The organism is Gilvimarinus sp. 2_MG-2023 (genome assembly GCF_030547685.1).
Taxonomy (GTDB): Bacteria; Pseudomonadota; Gammaproteobacteria; order Pseudomonadales; family Cellvibrionaceae; genus Gilvimarinus.
The window spans coordinates 89,223-107,916 of the sequence record NZ_JAUOQM010000053.1; the positions used below are offsets into that span (position 1 = coordinate 89,223).

The window sequence follows — 18,694 nt, forward strand, 5'->3', positions numbered from 1 at the left end:
GAATGCTGAATGCTGAACAAAATTGTGAGCGGGCAGCGCTTTAACTTGGCAACCCTTAAGGCTTGCTTTTGCGTTCAGCGTTTGTCGGCTACATTTTTCTTACTAACCAAAATACAAAGACGACCAGTTATGTCTCTACCTTTTTCTCAAGCCTGTGAAAACAATAAAGACCCGATTCTCAATGTCTTAACCGAGGTTTTCTCTGACCGCCGCCGTGTTTTGGAGATCGGCTCGGGCACGGGGCAGCATGCGGTGTATTTTGCCCAAAACTTGCCTCATCTTATTTGGCAAACCAGTGATCTGTCTGTGAACCACGTGGGTATCAACCAGTGGATCGATCATCAGCCCAGCGACAACCTGCTGCGACCGACGGTTTTTGATTTACGTCAGCCTGTCTGGCCCACCGGCATTGATGCAGTATTTTCGGCCAATACCGCACACATTGTCAGCTGGCCGCTGGTTCAGGCGTTATTTACACAGGTGGGCCAACACCTCCCCCCTGGGGGAATCTTTGCGCAGTATGGGCCTTTTAACTATGGCGGCCAGTACACCAGCGACAGCAATGCCGCCTTCGATCAAATGCTAAAAAAGCGAGACCCGGACAGCGGCATCCGCCACTTTGAGGAGATCTCGCAACTGGCCGAACAAAACGCTCTAGTACTGAGTAAAGATTACCCCATGCCAGCGAATAACCGACTGCTGGTTTGGACCAAACTCACCCGCTAGCCCAAAGGAAGACGCACTATGAATTACGATTATTCGATTACTTTTATCGGCACCTATATCGCTCTGGTAACGCTGTTTATTCAGGCTGTTGTGGCGGCCGGCAGCAAGGCCAAACAACCCGGTGCCGTACCGGGCAAAATCAGTGATGAACTGTCACACGACTCTTTTGTATTTCGCGCCCACCGCACGTTTATGAACTCGCTGGAAAATATGCCGCTGTTTATCGGCTCGGTCTTTCTCGGTGTCTTTGCCGGCGCTCATCCGCGCTGGTTGGGCATTTTGGTAGTCACCTACGCCCTTGCCCGTTTTATTCATATGGCGCTCTACTACGCCATTGCCACGGAAAAGAACCCCAGCCCGCGGAGTTATTTTTACGGTATCGCCCTGCTTGCCCAAATAGGTATGCTGGTGTTGATTGGCGCCGCGCTGGTTTAACTCAACCCCTCGCGCCCTGTGATGTTCAGGGCGCCCCCCTCTGCTGCACTGCAACAATCCCACCCACAAACCCCTAAATAATCCTTGGCAGCTGCCGATACCGATCTTATAACCGATAGAACCGGACTAATGATCCCAGCTCAAGGAACCCAGAAGATGACCGTTCGCTTTTTAAAATACTTGTCTTTACTTACCATCAGCAGCCTGCTGGCAAGCTGTGGCATTATTGAGTGCCGTATTTGTGGCGGCTATAACAATGAACACGTACAAGCGGCTCATGTGCAGGTTGAGCCATTAACCATCGCCGCTACCGGTTATGGTGCCATTGACCCAACCCTGGCCGGCAATGTGCCGCAACAAAAGCTGATGGCTCTGCGCGCCTCAGAAGTCGAAGCCTACCGTACGCTGGCAGAAAGGGTACGAGGGGTACAAATATCGGCCAACACCACTGTCAGTGACTTTATTACCGACTCTGACCGCATGAGCGCTCTGGTCGATGCCTATACACTGCGCGAATCTCGCATTGTGACTCAGGGAATGAACAAAGAAGGCTACTTTGAAACCACGGTATCCATCACGCTGGGTGAGCAGTTCTTCCTCGCACCATTGGCTACGATGCAGGGGCAAACCTATGGTTCTACTCGCGGCCAGCATTATCCCGATCAGCGCCAAGTCGTGCGCACGCATAGCACAGTAGAAACACATTACGACACCGGTGCTCACTGACACTAAAGGTAAGGACTCATGCACAGGTTTAAGACGCTTGCATTACTCGCCACGCTCAGCTGGAGTTTGATTATTGTACCCGCTGCGGCAACCACCATTACTGCCCAAGGGCGCAGTGCACTCAGCGAGGGCAGCTTATCTGAGGTGCGCCAACGCGCTATTGAGGATGCCGCCCGCACCGCACTGATGCAGGCGGGCCTGCAGGTCAACGCCTCCACTGTGGTGGTCAATGCCGCTGAGGTGGACGACCAAATCCGGGTTAGCACCAAGGGCCAGCTAAAAGCTTTAAAAGTGATTGGCGAGAGCCAAAAAGACGGTATCTATCAGGTGACTGTCAGTGCCGAACTGGCCCCGCAAGCGATAAATACGTGCCCCAGCAGCGATTATCAAAAGTCTCTACTGGTGACCGCCTTCAACGTCAAAAGCCCAACCCACAGTCGCGTGGGTGAACTTAACAATGCTGATACCGCCCTTTCAAGCGCCATGGCTGAAAGGCTTTACCCCAACCACCAGCTACAGGTTCAAACCCAACCCGAATTATTACTGGCCAGCACCAATCGGTTAATGAGTAATCACTACGAATTATTTAACGCGGTTCAGCAAGTTGCCAACCAGTATCAAGCTCAATATGTGATGACCGGCTACATCGAAGACATGTCGATGGTCAACGGCCACGGTTACTACCGCAGCAACAGCCTGGGACGCGCCTCTAACCGGGTGGCCAGTACCGTCAAAGGCTGGGTGGGCCAATCGCGTGATGACATTCGTGCCCGCCACTTCCGTTTTCGTTTAATGCTGCACGACGGTGTCACCGGCGCTCGTATTTTCGATAAAAGCTATGCCACTCAAGGGTTATGGACTGCCGACTACACCGCGCGCACCGGCTTTGCCAGTCCCGAATTCTGGAGTACCGATTACGGCCATAAAACCAGTGAATTAATCGACCAGGCTGTAGCCGATATCGGTCAAAAAGCCCTGTGCCAACCCTTTATGGCACCGTTAAAGGTCTCCGCCCATGACCAGAACGTCTACCTATTGGCCGGGGCGAACAACGGCGTCGATGTGGGCGACAGCTTTACGGTTTACGCCCAGGGTGCAGCGCCTTTTGCCAATATTCAGTATTACGGCACTCAGGCACTCGCGCCCACCACCTATAAGCGCTTGGATCAAACCGAGGTGACCCTCACGATTACCCAAACCTACCCAGGCTACAGCGTGGGACGCTTTGATGGCGTTTTACAGCCGTATTTGCAATATATGGCAATGGCTGAGCCTGTGACCGACGACGCTTTCAGGCACTAGCCCTGCAAAGCTCCAGGTAACGTATAATAGCTCCCTTTTGACCGGAGCCGGCGCATCTAGCCCGGCCCGCAACGGGCGGCAGAATGCAAACCTTTGACTGTATTATTATTGGCGCCGGCGCCGCCGGGCTTATGTGCGCGGCCACGGCAGGGCAGCGGGGCCGCTCGGTGGCGGTGCTTGATCACGCCAATAAAGTCGGCAAAAAAATCCTGATGTCCGGCGGCGGGCGCTGTAATTTCACTAATTACGATATCGGCCCCGACAACTATCTCTCGGCCAATCCCCACTTTTGTAAATCGGCCCTGTCGCGCTACACCCAATGGGATTTTATTTCTCTGGTAAGCGAGCACCAATTGGCTTACCACGAAAAAACCCAAGGCCAACTCTTTTGCGACAACAAAGCCAAAGATATTCTGAATATACTCTTGGCCGAGTGCGATAAGGGCTCGGTCAGCATACAAACGGGCTGTGACATACACGCCATCACCCCCATCGAAGACGGCCCCCTGCGCTATCAGTTAGCCACCTCTATGGGCAGTTTCAGCTGCCAGTCACTGGTGGTGGCCACCGGCGGTCTGTCGATCCCCACCATGGGGGCCAGCGGTTTTGGCTACGATATCGCCAAGCAGTTCGGCCTCAAAATTAAGGCGCGCGACGCGGCATTGGTGCCTTTTACCTTTAAAGGCGAAACGCTAACCCTGTGCCAATCGTTAGCCGGGGTGTCACTGCCGGTAAACATTACTTGTAACGATCAAAGCTTTCACGACAGCTTACTGTTTACCCATAAAGGCCTCAGTGGCCCCGCCGCTTTGCAGATTTCCAACTACTGGCACAGTGGTGAAACCCTCGCCATAGACTTTTTACCCGGCGCGAGTATCACTCAGCACATAGAACAATGGCGCCAGCAGGGGCAAAAAGCATCACCGCTCAATTTATTGAGCCAGCTCTTACCCAAGCGTTTTATCCAGCAGTGGGTGGAGTACCAGGGGCTAAACGGTCTGATGCAAAAAGAGCTCGCCCAGTGGCGGCGGGAGGATATTGCCAGACTCAGCCAAGCCCTGCAGCACTGGCAGACGATCCCCAATGGCACCGAGGGGTATCGCACAGCAGAGGTGACCCGCGGCGGCATCGACACCGACGGTGTATCGTCCAAAACCTTTGAGGCCAAAACCGCCCCGGGGCTCTATTTTATCGGCGAAGTGCTGGATGTAACCGGCTGGCTGGGCGGCTTTAACTTTCAATGGGCCTGGGCCAGCGGCTATTGCTGCGGCCAACAGCTCTGACTTCACTTGACCGAACACCCTAGGTACACTGAGTTCGCCCACTATTTCGCTGAGGTACGCTTTTTTGCAGCAGACGACAAACACCCCACACTGGCTCTGGCAGTTGGCTCAGCGTTTAATGCAGTTGACGCCCTTTCGCTCCAGCCAAGCCATTGCATTAACGCTAATCGCTCAAACAGCACTGATGCTGGGCATGCTATTGCCCGTGAAAATTGTCATGCTGTTGGGAATGGAGACGATACCTAGCTATATGCCGCAGCTGGTTCAGCAGTGGTCGCGCGAAGCTCTGATTCTGTCTCTCAGTGGGCTTGCCGTGATCTGCTTTCTTATATACTTGGTGGGCGAGAAGTGGGCTACTAATCTCATTAACTCCTCAGTGCGAAATATTGTAGAGCAGGCTGGAAAAATCGTACTGTTTGAAAATCAAGAACAGGTCGCAACCAACACCTACACTAAGGTCATTAACTCACTTGCCGGCATTATATTTATGCTGGTATCCCTTGTAGTATTGAGTTTTATTTATCCATTAACCAGTATTTCGACCATTGCGGTCATTGCGGCCTCAGCCCCAGCAATTCCTGTTTTGGTTCGCCGCGCCCGCCAACACAATCAGCCCAAGCTGTTAATTCAATCACTACAAAATATTAACAATCTTGGCTTTTTACTTATATTCGCTATCATCGTAGTGGATCATCTGTACTTTTCTGGGCCCTCGCTTCTGTTTACTATTGCCACCATTATTTTAACCAGACAGGCCACCAGTAAATTGATCATCAGTGTGGCCGACCTAGCCAATACCGCAGAACTGCGAGAAAAAAATTCAGCGTTATTTTTTCATGACCATGTTTTAAATAGCCACACCCCCATCAATTCAGAGGGGATATGGGCACTGCTGGAGATTCCGAACCGAAAGCATTGGCTGTGTGATTTATTGGAACAGGCAAGCGGAGAACGCCCTGCCACCGATACACTGAGCATTCACTGGCTACAATCGGGAATACCGAACATCTTTGCTTTTTGGGTGGAGGCAGACAAAGAAAACTACATTGTTAAAATTTACGATAAGCCCCGCGCCTTACAATGCAACCATGAGGCGACCCTATTAACCTCGGAATCGGCAGCGCAGCTGCCCGCCCCAGAGCTATTATTCACAGGCGTACACAAAGAATTTCGCGTCAACGTTTTACGCATCGCCACAGGCTATACACCATTAACCAATCGCTCTGAATTCGAAGCCATTGCTACTGAACTTCAGCAGACGCTGGCCGGATGCCTACCGCCAACATCCATAACCGCGCCTTATTTACGCTCGCACCCACTGCTCTGGAAGAAACTGGATGAAGCGCTGGTAAGACCATTACTGCTAGCGTGTCAAAAAGACGAACGCGAGCAGGTCGCGAGTCTATTACACAATATAAGTGCATTACGGAATACGCTCGCCAATTTACCTACAGCTTTTCAAAACAATACGATTAATCCGCATAACATTTTGATTAAAGAGGGACAGAGCCCTATCACTTGGCAGTGGGGGCAATGGGGTTTAGATGTGTTTGGCTGTAATTTTCCCGCCAATAAAAAAGGATTTTCACAAATCCAAACCGCTATCACTTTACGATATAAGAACGATCAGGCACTCAATACAGTGCCAGCCAGTGATATAGAGCTTGCTAGCTTTACCAACGCACTCTACTACTGCCTTAAAAGCCAGCGCTTTAAAGACGCTTTAGAGTTAGTGCCTGAAATCAATCAGCGGCTGGCTGAAATGCCCGCCGCACTCACCAACGAACCTCCTAGCTCGTCGCAATCTCCAACTTAACCGGCACCGACTTAAAGGCAGGTGTTTTACTGCGCGGGTCGTGCTCGGTGTCAATTAAGACGTTGGCCTCGGGGTAATAAGCCAGCACGTTGCCAGATGGCAAATCAAAGGGCACCACTTCCAGCCCAACCATTTCACCTTGCTGTGATTTGACCGTTACCCGGTCGCCGCCTTCTAAGCCAAGCTTTTGGCAGTCGTGATGGGAGAGCAATACCGTCCAGCGCGATTGCGCGCCACGATAGCTGTCGCTCTGCTCATAAATGATGGAGTTAAACTGGCCTTCACTGCGAATACTCGCCAGCGTAAAGGGATACTCCAACTGTTGTTTTTCATCTTTTTGGCTAAACAGAAATCGCGCGCGACCAATATCAAAAATGGGTTCGTGTTTAATGCGACCACCGACGCTAAACTCCTGCTTAGACTCGTCGATATCGGCCAGTGCTTCCATCCCCGGTATACAGCTGGCAATCGCCTCACGAACATGACGGTGCTCTTTAAACAGGGCAAAATCAAACGGCGCTTGCTCTAATAACCGGCTGCCTAAATCGGCCAAAATCTCGACCTCGGAGCGAACATTGTCTAAACGTTTTATGCCGCCGTCACTCAGGCGTACATAGTTAAACATGGACTCTTGGGTAGTACTCTGTGGCTCCTCGTCGCGCGCGGCCACGGGCAGTACCATTACATCACCGGACTCGACCCCATTAACATGACCTTCATTCAGTGTAGTGGTGAGAAATAGCTTAAATCCGACAGCGTCCAACGCTTTGCGAGCGAAATCGCTATTGGGGGTTGCCGAATATAAGTTGCCGCCCATAATCAGAGCGGCATCCATCTTGCCTTCCAGCGCGGTGTTAAGGCACGCAAGAGTATCCATACCGCGCTCTGTCGGCAGGGTAACCGCAAACTTATCCTCCAGCGCAGCCAGTACATCTTCTGCCAACACGGGCTTTACCCCGATACTGCCAATACCCTGCACATTGCTGTGACCACGCAAAGGCAATAAACCCGCACCAGGCTTGCCCAGCATACCGCTCAGTAGGGCGAGGTTAGCAATGGCTTCGACATTTTCCACCCCGTTTAAGTGGTGGGTAATGCCCATGCCCCAACTGAAAATGGCATTGTTGGCGTCAGCAAGTTGTAGGGCGATACTTTCTATGTCCGTTTTCTCCACTCCACACTGGGCTATTATCGCATCCCACTCAAGCGCGGCTATTTGTTCGGCGTAGCCATCGAAGTCTCGGGTGTACTCAGCGATAAAGGTGTGATCTTGACGGCCCTGCTCCAGCAGCGCCTTGGCAATACCATTGAGTAGCGCCAAATCAGAACCGATATTGGGCTGTACAAAGGTCGACGCAATCCAGGTACCGCCACTGACCATCGAGCGCGGGCTTTTCGGCACGGCAAAACGTACCAACCCGGGTTCTTTCGCCGGATTAATCACAATGACTTTGCCGCCGCGGTCGCGACATTTTTTTAGTTGGTGAATAAACCGCGGATGATTGGATGCCGGGTTGGCGCCAATCACAAAAATTAAATCGGCATATTGCAAGTCGTCCAATGCAACCGTTGCCGTCCCAGTGCCGATACTGTTGCCAAGACCAACGCCTGTAGCCTGGTGGCAATAATAAGAGCAGTTATTGACGTTGTTAGTGCCGTATAGGCGCGCCAGCAATTGCAGAACAAAACCGGCCTCATTGGAGGAGCGGCCCGAGGAGTAAAAAAAGCTGCGTTCAGGGGGTGCAGCGCCGAATCGGTCAACGGCAATATCCAAGGCGTCCGACCAACTTAATACCTGATATTTATCTTGCCCTTTGGGCTTAAAAATCGGGTTGTTTAATCGCCCTAAACGCTCCAACTCGTAGGCGCTTAGATCTTTAAAATCGTTTAGATCATGGTCAAACAGCTCTACGGGAATCGGCGGTTGAATATCGGTTGACTGCGCCTGAATACTTTTATTACATACCGAGGGAAACTCATCCGCCTCGTTCGTCATGCCGCCGTGCTGACCGCCCATCCCCAAACCACAGGCTTTGCAAGCATTGCGACTTTTGAGAGCCTTGGCAGAATTGGCCAACCCAATACGCTGAATGGTCTTTAAAGTGTAGAGAACTTTCTTGGGGCCACCGCCGACAATTTTAATAGATTGTTTCTGAGCTTCATCCAACATTTTTGCTACCCATGGTTATCGCCAATCAGAAAGGTGATAGCGTGCCAATATTTTTTCTAACTCACCATTAGCTCTCATTTCTAACATTGCTTGGCTTAAAATATTGGCGTATTTTTTGGAATTTTTATCGGCCGGTGAAAAAGCGATATATACCTTGCTAAATCGATCCGTGGTTGGTACGTAGCCGGCCAGTTTCACTTTACCTTCTATGTCGGCTTGCGCTATTTTTTGCCGCATAACCGTTTCATCCTCAACTAACGCATCAATGCGTTGGCGCAATAACATGGCCAATCCGGTATCCAGGGGTTTATCGCCACGGATAACTGAAATCATTTCTTTACTGCTGTCACTGTCAATATATTGAGTTAAAGCAGGACCATAACCATAACCGGCTAAAATTCCTAACTGCACCAGTGATAATGAGTGTAGGCCTTGAAACTGCCAAGGTGAGTCGGTGTTTACCCAAAAACCATTGCGCATTTCACCTTGCTCAAGACGGGGAAATATAAAGTCTGGTGCTTCAGCTTTAGAAGCGCCAATCGTCGCATGGTATTTCCCATTGCGAGTCTCGCGCAGTGCACGTAACCAAGGCAAGGTAGAATAGTGAATCTCCACTCCTTGTTCGGCAAAGGCGCGGGTCATAATTTCTACCATAAATCCCGGCTTTTTGCTGTTGGGTTCGCAGTTGTAGGGACACCACTCATCGGCAACCAAATGTAGGGTTTGAGCACGCCCCTCACTCGCGCCCCAAAAAAGCACGATGGCAAGACAAATCCGGCAGAAAAGGGCCGAATGCGAACTTTCTGACATATAACCAATCCAAAAACAAAATATTCACTGCGCAATGTAACCTTTATACCATATAGATAATGCCCCTTGGAGTAAGTTATGCAACGTATTCTTTTCGCGCTTTTGCTGTTTACCAGCCTGATAAACAGCAGCCACGCCCAGCAAGATCCGGGCTTTGCCCACCTTACGGTCGCCGGCGAGGCCAAACTGGATGTGGCGCCAGATACCGTAACCTTAAAATTTCAAATCATGGAATATTCAAAGAGCGCCCAAACGGCGGTCGATACAGTGACTCAACGAGCGGCTGATATTGTCGAAATGGGGGCCCAACAAGGATTAGAGCGAGAGCATATTGAATCTTGGGCAATCGATAAACGCCCGCGACGCAGTCATCAGCCCGGCGGCAATCAACCGTTGATTACCGGTTACGAAGTGACACAAAAGTTTACTTTAACGATTGAGGGGCTGGATGCTTACCAAGCCATCGTCAATCACCTAATGCGCATGCCCAACACCACCAATCTCAATGCCACTTTTGACGTCAGTAAACGCGAATTAATCACCGCTCAGCTAACAGAGCAAGCAGGTGCCGACGCCCGCCGCAAAGCTCAGGCGTTGGCCGGTGGGCTCGATGTCGAACTGGGCCGGGTTTATTCAATTACCGATCAACACGCAGGGCTTGCTCCTTACCCCAAGTTTGGCGTCAATGAAGCACAGTTTCGATCTATGGCGGCGGGGGCCCAACAACCCCAATTTGAGCTCTTCGCCCCTCAGAGCATTACCCTCAGTAAAAAAATTCAGGTGGTTTTTGCCATCAAGGAGTAACGATTTTTTGTCAGCCTGCCACGGGGCTGCTATCTTTATTAATACTATAAAGACGCCCTATGGACGTACCACTTGATCACGACTCTTCGCAATAACTTTCGCCAGGCGATGATGCTGTTGCTATCCGCCTGCGCGATTATCGCCATTACACCCCTTGCGATGATGCGAGCACTGGCTGGCCAATGGTTATTGGCCGGGCTCGATGCAGTCATCGTTTTAGGCATGCTTCTTGTTCTGCGCTACAACCTACGCCACCAACACAGCCTTGCAGCCCGCCTAAGCAGTGCGAGCTTTTACTCGATAGCGGGAATCACCATGGTGTATTTTAAATTAGACGTCATGGTTTACTGGCTCTTCCCTGTGGTTATTGCCAATTTTTTCTTACTCTCGCTCAGGCAAGCTATTGTTATTAATTGCGCCGTATTGCTTGTAATTGCCCCGGCAGTATCGGGCTTTACCAACCCCTCAGAGCCAATCGACTTTTATGTTGCCCTTATTCTAGTCTGTGCCTTTGCCGGTATTTTTTCCTGGAAAACAGAAGATCAGCGCCAACAGCTTGAGCAATTGGCCCACCACGACCCACTTACCGGCATGGGCAATCGACGTAAGCTTTTTTCTAAACTGGGGCCAAACAATGCAAAATACACCGGCTCCATGGTGCTGATGGATCTGGATCACTTTAAAGCTATTAACGATGAGCTCGGACACGAGCGAGGCGATACAATACTCCAACAAATTTCTGCCCTGATGACCAACAAGCTGCGCCAAAGCGATGAGCTGTACCGCTATGGCGGCGAGGAGTTTTTAGTGGTGTTAAACAACACAGGCCTCAGCAACGCCTGCCGCATCGCCGAACTACTGCGCCGAGAAATTAACGAGCAGTTGTCGATAACCGCCTCATTTGGCTGCGCGCAGAAGCACCCCGATGAAGACTGGGACAGCTGGATTGCCCGGGCCGACAAGGCGCTGTATCAGGCCAAAAACGAAGGGCGCAACTGTGTGCGCCCGGCACCTACCAATACCGACTGTGAAAGCGCAGATGCTCTTCCATAAAGCTCGCAATAAAGTAGTAGCTGTGGTCGTAGCCCTGCTGCATGCGCAGAGTTAATGGATAGTCAGATTGCTCGGCCGCCTGAGTCAATGCTTGCGGTTTAAGTTGCTCACTCAGAAAGTTATCACTTGTACCTTGATCAACCAACACAGGTGTCTTACCACCGCGAGCCATTAATACGCTGCTGTCGTAATCGCACCACAATGATTTATCTTCTCCCAGGTATTGGCTAAAAGCCTTTTGCCCCCAGGGGCAATCCATCGGGTTTGAGATTGGGCTGAATGCGGTAATCGAACTGTATTTGTCCGGATTTTTTAAGCCGATGGTCAATGCACCATGCCCCCCCATAGAGTGGCCGCTGATGGCGCGCGCCTGGCTCACCGGGAACACACTTTCGACCAATTCGGGCAGCTCATGGACCACATAGTCGTACATACGGTAGTGTTGCGACCAGGGAGCTTGTGTGGCGTTGAGATAAAAGCCCGCGCCCAAACCAAAATCGTAGGCCGCTTCCGGGTCATCGGGAACGCCATCACCCCTGGGGCTGGTATCCGGCGCCACCAGAGCGATACCGAGTTCAGCCGCAATACGCTGCGCCCCTGCCTTTTGCATAAAATTTTCATCGGTGCAGGTCAGTCCGGACAGCCAATACACTACCGGAACCGATTGCCCCGACGACACCTGCGGCGGCAAATAAACGGCAAAGCGCATAGCGCAGTTCAAGGTCGATGATTGATGACGGTACTGCTTATGCCAACCAGAAAAACATTTTGTGTTGGATACCACCTCTAGACTCATACAAGCTCCTGGTATGTACTATTTGGCAAAATGAATAACGCTGCGTATGCTCTCACCGGAATGCATAAGTTCAAACGCGTGATTAATATCATCCAAACCCATGGTATGGGTAATAAAATCGTTGAGCTTAAACTTGCCGGCCAAATAATCCTCGACAATACCTGGCAACTCCGAGCGCCCCTTGACCCCACCAAAGGCTGTGCCGCGCCAAACCCGTCCAGTCACCAACTGAAACGGCCGGGTACTGATTTCCTGACCGGCACCGGCGACACCGATAATGACCGACTCGCCCCAACCTTTGTGGCAGCACTCCAGCGCAGAGCGCATCACATCGACATTGCCAATACATTCAAACGAATAGTCAACACCGCCATCGGTAAGCTCGACAATCACCTCTTGAACCGGTTTATCGTAGTCTTTTGGGTTAATGCAGTCGGTAGCCCCCAGCTTCTTAGCTAAGTCGAATTTACTGTCGTTAATATCCACCCCAATAATACGCATGGCACCCGCCATGGTGGCCCCAATAACGGCCGATAAACCAATACCACCCAAACCGAAGATAGCCACCGTGTCGCCCGGTTCCACTTGCGCGGTATTGAGCACCGCCCCCATACCCGTGGTGACCCCGCACCCCAGCAGACAAACCTCTTCCAAGGGCGCAGATTGATCGACCTTAGCTAATGAGATTTCTGGCAACACGGTGTACTCAGAAAATGTGGAACACCCCATATAGTGGTAGATAGGCTCGCCGTCTTTATAAAAGCGAGTCGTGCCATCAGGCATTAGCCCTTGGCCTTGGGTTTCGCGTATCTGCTGGCAGAGATTGGTTTTGCTGGACAGACAGAATTTACATTCGCCGCACTCGGGGGTGTACAAAGGAATCACATGGTCGCCCACCGCGACACTGGTAACCCCTTCTCCAACCTGCTCAACAATACCGCCACCTTCATGGCCGAGAATAGCGGGCCAATTACCTTCCGGGTCGTCACCGGACAAGGTGAATGCGTCGGTATGACAGACCCCACTGGCGATCACCCGCACCAAAACCTCACCGGCCTTGGGCGGCATAACATCGACCACTTCAATACTCAATGGCTCGCCTGGGCCCCAGGCCACTGCAGCACGCGATTTAATCATGGCAAACCTCACAATTGGCTAAAAGAAAGGAGACTGTTTAGTCTATGTCCCCATTGTAATTATTTTTATCTGGATAATAATACAGCCTACAAGTAAAACATTTTTACAGCAGGGTAATAATGGGCAATTGGGAGGGCATCAGTGAGTTTGTCGCCGTGGCTGAAACCGGGAGTTTTACCCGTGCCGCCCAACGTCTGGGAACATCTGTAGCCCACATTAGCCGCCAAATAAAAGCCCGCGAACAAAGGCTCAATACACGCCTGCTTGATCGCACCACGCGCAAGGTCAACATGACCGAAGAGGGGCGGGTCTTCTACCAGCATTGCCGGCAAATTCTCGACGCTTTAAGCAGTGCCGAAAACGAGCTGGCCGAGCTGCAAACCAATCCCACCGGAATACTGCGATTGACCGCCCCGGTCACCTTTGGCGAAACATACATCGCCCCACTGATTAACGATTTTGCCTTGCAACACCCGCAGTTGCGCATTGATTTGACACTGAGTAATCAACGCCTAGACCTAATGGATGAAGGCCTAGATTTGGCCGTGCGACTTGGCCCACTGGAAGATAGCCGCCTGATTGCCCGTTTACTGGCCGAGCGCACCCCCATTGTGTGTGCCGCGCCCGGATATCTAGCCCGCCACGGTACGCCGCACACGCTAAGTGAATTAACCGACCACAACTGCCTGCTGGGTACGCTGGATTACTGGCGCTTTAGTGAAGCGGGACGAGCCCGCAATGTGCGTGTTAGCGGTAGCCTTCGATGCAACAATGGCCCCAGCTTAGTCGATGCGGCCCGCAAAGGAATTGGTTTAATTCAATTACCGGACTACTACTTAACCTCCGAGCTAGCCGAGCAACGGCTGATACCAATTTTAAAGACCTATTCCCCCGCCCGCGAAGGAATTTGGGCGCTCTACCCTCCCACGCGCCGGCTATCACCCAAAGTTCGACTGTTAGTACACCATCTGGAATCTCAGCTACCGAGCCTTCTTAATCGCACGGTGTCATAACCATAGCCGCACCGAAAAGTGGCAAAAACAATTAAGGGCACTTCTATTAAATCAAAGCCGTCTCTACGCGAGTCCAAAACGCTCACTCCGCTAGCCGCTCTTAGCCGTAAGCCCTTAGCAATAAGAGCAACGACGCGGATGGACGTTTTGGCCGCGCCCTGCGGGGTCTTCAGGGCTTCCCGACTCTGTGTTGGCTCCGCTAGACGGGCAACCAGCGCGCTTTCACGAAGCCGCCTTGGGCTCGAAAAGCCCTGAAGGCCAGAGGCGATTCTGAATTAATAGAGGTGTCTTTATACCTAAAGAAAACCCGCAGCGACCGATAACGTTGTAAGGCGCGCCTCTGTACGCGGTAGATAACCGCCCCGCGTCATCATTATGTCGCCAAACTCATCTACACTTTAATCTCAATACTCACGACCAAGGACTCCCCATGTTCAGAACCTTGAAGGCCAAATTGCTGGGCGCCATAGCCGTTGCGTTAGTTTTATTACTCTCGGTCTTGGTGACCCAGCTGGTGTCTGGCCTCAACGGTATGAAAAGTCAGCTGTTGGAGCAAACCCAGGCCGCCATGGAGGACGAAGTACTGGGGCGGCTTAACAGTGAAGCGGCCAGCCTTGGCAATAGAGTCGCCGGCTACATGAACAGCCTATTCCGGGTGACCGAGACTCTTGCCGGCGAACTCTCTCTGAGTGCAGCGAATGAACAACACCGCCTCAACCGGGCACAAGTGAACCTTCTTACCGAAGCCACTCTGACGCAGCACGCCGACATCAGCGCTTTGTACGCACAGTTCGAAGCCGATGCCTACGATCGACAAGACACACAATTACTCGGCAGTGAGCAGGTGCATACGGTAGCCAATAGCGGCGCCCTGGAGATTTACTGGATACGGGATCAGGCCGGGCAAGTTCACCAAGAGCGCGTCGAAGACTCAGAAGAAAAATATCTCGACACCAGAGACGAGTTTGGCCAGCGCGAGGCCGAGTGGTTTTTATGCTCAAAAGACACTCGTAGCGCCTGCGTGCTAGAGCCATACTTTTATGAAATCCGCCCCGGTTACAGCGAATTGATGACTAGCTTGACCAGTGCCATTACTGTTGCCGGCGATTTTCGCGGTGTGGTCGGAATTGACGTCAACTTGCCGGTCATACAATCCTTAATTGACGAGTTACACCGCGAGCTTTACGCCGGCCGCAGCCGCATCACACTTTTGAGCGAAAAGGGCTTAATTGTCGGCTCCAGTGAATACACCGACAAGCTGACCCGCCCCCTTTCTGAAGCGCGGGACACTTATGCCGAGCAGCTGACTAATTTGCACCAAAAAGCCGATTCAACCCTCAAGCGCGATGGCACCTACTATGTTGCTCAACCACTGTTTATCGAGGCCTCCGATTCGACCTGGTCACTGTTAGTCGAGCTGCCAGAAGAGGTGGTATTGGCCACCACCAGCCGCCTGACCGGCACCATTGATAACAATGTCGCGACCCTGCTGCGCAACCAAACGGTTATCTCTTTGGCGATCTCTCTGGCCATTGGCGTTGCACTGTTATTATTGGTGCAGTCGATCGTCCGCCCCCTGCGCAAGCTCGATGAGCGGGTGCACAATCTGGCGAGCCAGGAGGGGGATCTCAGTGCCTCCATTGACGTACAGACCCACGCCGAGTTGATGTCTTTATCGCGGGGCTTCAATAACTTTATCGCCAAGCTGCGCCATATGGTGAATGAGTTAAAACAAATTGGCTCCGATGCACACCAATCGGCCGAGCAGATCACATCGATCAACAAGCGCGCCGCCGAGGCCACCCACGAACAACAGCGGGAAATCGACAGTGTGGTGACCGCCACCAACGAGATGTCACAAACGGCAACCAGTGTTTCCCAGCTGGCCGCACAAGTATCGGAAAATGCCACCACTTCCCTGGATACCGTGGTTCAGTCGCGTGAAGCGCTGGCAAGCTCTGTCGAACGAGTGGAACAGCTCACCGGTGAAATGCTGACCGCCAGCGACAGCATTCGCGATGTGGCCGCACGCACAGAAGATATCAATCGAATTCTCGATGTTATTCGCGCCATTGCCGAACAAACCAATTTACTGGCCCTCAATGCGGCAATTGAAGCGGCACGAGCCGGCGAGCAAGGCCGCGGCTTTGCCGTTGTAGCCGACGAGGTGCGCAACCTGGCCAGCAAAACTCAAAACAGTACCGACGAAATTAATGATTTAATTTCTAGCTTAAAAGAAGGGGTCAATCGCTCTGTGGCGGTCATCGCCAGCAGCGCCGAAAAAGCCGAAGACACTAAGGCCAATACACAGGCCTCCTTCGACTCACTGTCCACGGTGGTGGCGGATGTAAACTCTATTGCCGACAATATTACCCAAGTCGCCACCGCCGCCGAAGAGCAGAGCGCCGTAAGTGAAGAGATCAGCCGCAATCTGACGATAATCGGAGATAAAGCAAACCAGCTAGCCGCTATGGCCAAAGAGTCTGATCAAACCGGTGTTGAGCTAGACACCATCATGCAGCGGTTGGATGACCAGCTCAGCTCACTCAAAACTTAACCAGCGGCTTATTACGATTGCCACATCAACCTTAGACACGCGCCCGACAGCTTCCACCGGGCGCGAGCTCGCCGCCGGTTAGCGCTTACCTCACTATACACATTGAGCTGCCGTGGCCCCTACCCGACAAATCTAAGTAGCCCTCTCGATCACCACGATTGTTTTTCCCTCAGACAACGCAACACTCATGCGGTAAACTACAATGGTATTTATACCATACACCTTAACAACAAGATTAAGAGTCAATGGGGGCCCCAATTGCGCGTGCACACTCGCCGCTTTTTTGCGTTATATGCGCTCATGACTTTACTGGGGCTAACTCTGGCCAACCAGCAAGCGGCCGCATATAACCTTGAGCCGACCCGTACCCTTAAAGATCTCGACACCCAAATTTTATTAGCGGTAGAACCCCTTACCATAGACCAGGCAACAACAGACTTGCGCTGGCAAGAGTTTCAACCTCGTGACAATAATCAAGGAATCAGTGATAAGCATTACTGGGTAAGATTTAGCCTGCATAACCCAGAGCCGGAAGACCGGGTAGAAATTCTGAGCACCGAGACCAGTTATTTGGACCATATGGCCGTCTATCTGCGCCGCGACAGCGAGTCCAACTTTCAATCACATAGCCTCAGCGATAGAGAGCCCTTCTCAAGTCGCCCCGTGTTTTATCGCACCCTGGCTTTGCCTATTGTTTTACCGGCGGGAACCAAAACCGAGATTTATATCCAAGCCTACCACACCAAAGCCGACTCACTTACTATGGGCTTTAAGCTGGAGTCCCCTTCGCGTTTTGCCACCAGGCAGCAGCAAGAGCACCTCAGCTTTGGGCTTTTTTACGGCGCTCTGAGCATTATGGCCCTGATGGCCAGCATATTTGCCATCACCCTAAAGCAGCGCAATGCGGCCTATTACGCTTTATTTCTGCTCAGCAGTATCGTCTTTTGGTTAATGCTTAACGGGTTGGGGTTTCAATACCTCTGGCCCGAAGCCCCCTGGTGGCACAATGAAGGCTTCCACCTTGTTTACTTGATATTTGTTATTTGTGCGCTGCAATTTAGCAAATCTTTTTTACAGCTTCAGCTTTTATCGCCACATCTTAATGTAGTATTTATCGCCATTCAGGCCGTCGCGGGAACAGGCATAATTATCCGTCTAATCGGCTTTTATGAGCCCATTTTGACACTCTCATACGGCTTGCTGGCGGCCCTTGCACTCATTCTCCCGGTTGCCAGCTTCGCAGTGTGGCGCAAAGGCCTCGATTACGCCCTGTGGAGTCTATTGGCTTGGTTGATATACGCTGCGGGATTGATTTTAAGTTTAATCAGCGCCGCCACACCTCTATTCAACTGGGGCATGACACCCCTATTTTATGTCCAGATTGCAGCACTTCTGGAAACTTTATTTTTAATGATTGGCCTATCTAAATGGTTAATTCAATTAGAGTCAGAACGTCAACAAGCCATCACACAGGCCAGCGAAGATCCTCTGACGGGTCTGGGCAACCGACGTCGCCTGCAAATTGCATTTACCCAGCTAAAAGACCGCATGGCCATCGATCAAAGACCTGCCTACGTATTAATGATTGATTTGGATTATTTCAAACAAGTGAATGACAACTATGGCCACGAAGCTGGCGATCAGGTACTCAAAGATGTGGGAAGATTATTATTGCGCACCTGTCGCGACAGCGATGTAGTAACACGATATGGCGGGGAAGAGTTCGCAATTTTATTGCGCGCCAGCGAGATAGACTCCGTAATACAGATTGCCGAACGCATACGCATCGAGTTTGAATCAACACCGACGCAATATAATTCTAGCAAAATCGCACATACTCTGTGTTGTGGCATTGCCGAAGTAATGAACATCGAATCCCAGCCCAGCGTGCAAGATATGATGCGCCACGCCGATGCTGCACTCTATCAAGCCAAGGCGGCCGGGCGCAATCAAACGTATGTGTACCCTCACGAACATAAACTTAACCATACTCAACTGACTGTATATTGATTTATCATTGCTAAGTTCATTCAAGGTCATATACTGTATGAACATCTAATAAAAAC

15 protein-coding genes are annotated in these 18,694 nt (G+C 51.5%); 11 read left to right on the forward strand and 4 right to left on the reverse strand.

Translation table 11 applies throughout. The features are described from left to right. Positions 1 to 129: 129 nt before the first annotated feature. From Q4526_RS16155 to Q4526_RS16180, 6 genes are all read left to right on the forward strand, one after another. The gene (locus Q4526_RS16155) at positions 130 to 726 is read left to right on the forward strand and encodes a DUF938 domain-containing protein (protein WP_215978158.1); all 597 of its coding nucleotides are present in this window, start codon (positions 130 to 132) and stop codon (positions 724 to 726) included. A gap of 18 nt (positions 727 to 744) precedes the next feature. Continuing rightward, positions 745 to 1,161, forward strand: a complete 417-nt coding sequence (locus Q4526_RS16160; RefSeq protein ID WP_215978159.1) for an MAPEG family protein — start codon at positions 745 to 747, stop codon at positions 1,159 to 1,161. A gap of 156 nt (positions 1,162 to 1,317) precedes the next feature. Then, positions 1,318 to 1,887, forward strand: coding sequence for an LPP20 family lipoprotein (locus tag Q4526_RS16165; protein WP_215978160.1), 570 nt, complete (start codon positions 1,318 to 1,320; stop codon positions 1,885 to 1,887). Positions 1,888 to 1,905: 18 nt separating this feature from the next. Further along, positions 1,906 to 3,189: a flagellar assembly protein T N-terminal domain-containing protein gene (locus Q4526_RS16170; RefSeq protein WP_215978161.1), complete on the forward strand. Its 1,284-nt coding sequence runs from the start codon at positions 1,906 to 1,908 to the stop codon at positions 3,187 to 3,189. Between the two features lie 83 nt (positions 3,190 to 3,272). Further along, positions 3,273 to 4,472, forward strand: a complete 1,200-nt coding sequence (locus Q4526_RS16175) for an NAD(P)/FAD-dependent oxidoreductase (RefSeq protein WP_215978162.1) — start codon at positions 3,273 to 3,275, stop codon at positions 4,470 to 4,472. A 64-nt stretch (positions 4,473 to 4,536) separates the two neighbouring features. Next, on the forward strand, positions 4,537 to 6,288 hold the full coding sequence (locus Q4526_RS16180) for a phosphotransferase (protein WP_215978163.1): 1,752 nt from the start codon (positions 4,537 to 4,539) through the stop codon (positions 6,286 to 6,288). Here Q4526_RS16180 and Q4526_RS16185 read toward each other — a convergent pair. Next, on the reverse strand, positions 6,263 to 8,458 hold the full coding sequence (locus Q4526_RS16185) for an FdhF/YdeP family oxidoreductase (RefSeq protein WP_215978164.1): 2,196 nt from the start codon (positions 8,456 to 8,458) through the stop codon (positions 6,263 to 6,265). The genes Q4526_RS16180 and Q4526_RS16185 overlap by 26 nt on opposite strands. A 15-nt stretch (positions 8,459 to 8,473) precedes the next feature. Then, complete coding sequence (locus Q4526_RS16190) at positions 8,474 to 9,268, reverse strand: ABC transporter substrate-binding protein (protein ID WP_215978165.1); 795 nt, start codon at positions 9,266 to 9,268, stop codon at positions 8,474 to 8,476. 78 nt (positions 9,269 to 9,346) lie between these two features. Between Q4526_RS16190 and Q4526_RS16195 the strand changes: the two genes are divergently transcribed. Next, positions 9,347 to 10,072, forward strand: a complete 726-nt coding sequence (locus tag Q4526_RS16195) for an SIMPL domain-containing protein (protein ID WP_215978166.1) — start codon at positions 9,347 to 9,349, stop codon at positions 10,070 to 10,072. A gap of 72 nt (positions 10,073 to 10,144) precedes the next feature. Beyond that, positions 10,145 to 11,125, forward strand: coding sequence for a diguanylate cyclase (locus Q4526_RS16200; RefSeq protein ID WP_215978167.1), 981 nt, complete (start codon positions 10,145 to 10,147; stop codon positions 11,123 to 11,125). On the opposite strand, the gene fghA is transcribed toward Q4526_RS16200, so the two are convergent. Both fghA and Q4526_RS16210 read right to left on the reverse strand, forming a co-directional pair. Continuing rightward, positions 11,085 to 11,921, reverse strand: a complete 837-nt coding sequence (gene fghA / locus Q4526_RS16205; protein ID WP_215978168.1) for an S-formylglutathione hydrolase — start codon at positions 11,919 to 11,921, stop codon at positions 11,085 to 11,087. The genes Q4526_RS16200 and fghA overlap by 41 nt on opposite strands. A gap of 18 nt (positions 11,922 to 11,939) precedes the next feature. Next, positions 11,940 to 13,058: an S-(hydroxymethyl)glutathione dehydrogenase/class III alcohol dehydrogenase gene (locus tag Q4526_RS16210; RefSeq protein WP_215978169.1), complete on the reverse strand. Its 1,119-nt coding sequence runs from the start codon at positions 13,056 to 13,058 to the stop codon at positions 11,940 to 11,942. Between the two features lie 119 nt (positions 13,059 to 13,177). Here Q4526_RS16210 and Q4526_RS16215 point away from each other — a divergent pair, with 119 nt between their 5' ends. From Q4526_RS16215 to Q4526_RS16225, 3 genes are all read left to right on the forward strand, one after another. After that, entirely contained in the window at positions 13,178 to 14,071 is an 894-nt protein-coding gene (locus Q4526_RS16215) for a LysR family transcriptional regulator (protein ID WP_215978170.1), read from the forward strand. A 430-nt stretch (positions 14,072 to 14,501) separates the two neighbouring features. After that, positions 14,502 to 16,628 (forward strand): methyl-accepting chemotaxis protein, encoded by a 2,127-nt coding sequence (locus Q4526_RS16220; protein ID WP_215978171.1) that lies wholly within the window; start codon positions 14,502 to 14,504, stop codon positions 16,626 to 16,628. 264 nt (positions 16,629 to 16,892) lie between these two features. Further along, entirely contained in the window at positions 16,893 to 18,638 is a 1,746-nt protein-coding gene (locus Q4526_RS16225) for a diguanylate cyclase (protein WP_303603892.1), read from the forward strand. Positions 18,639 to 18,694 lie beyond the last annotated feature (56 nt).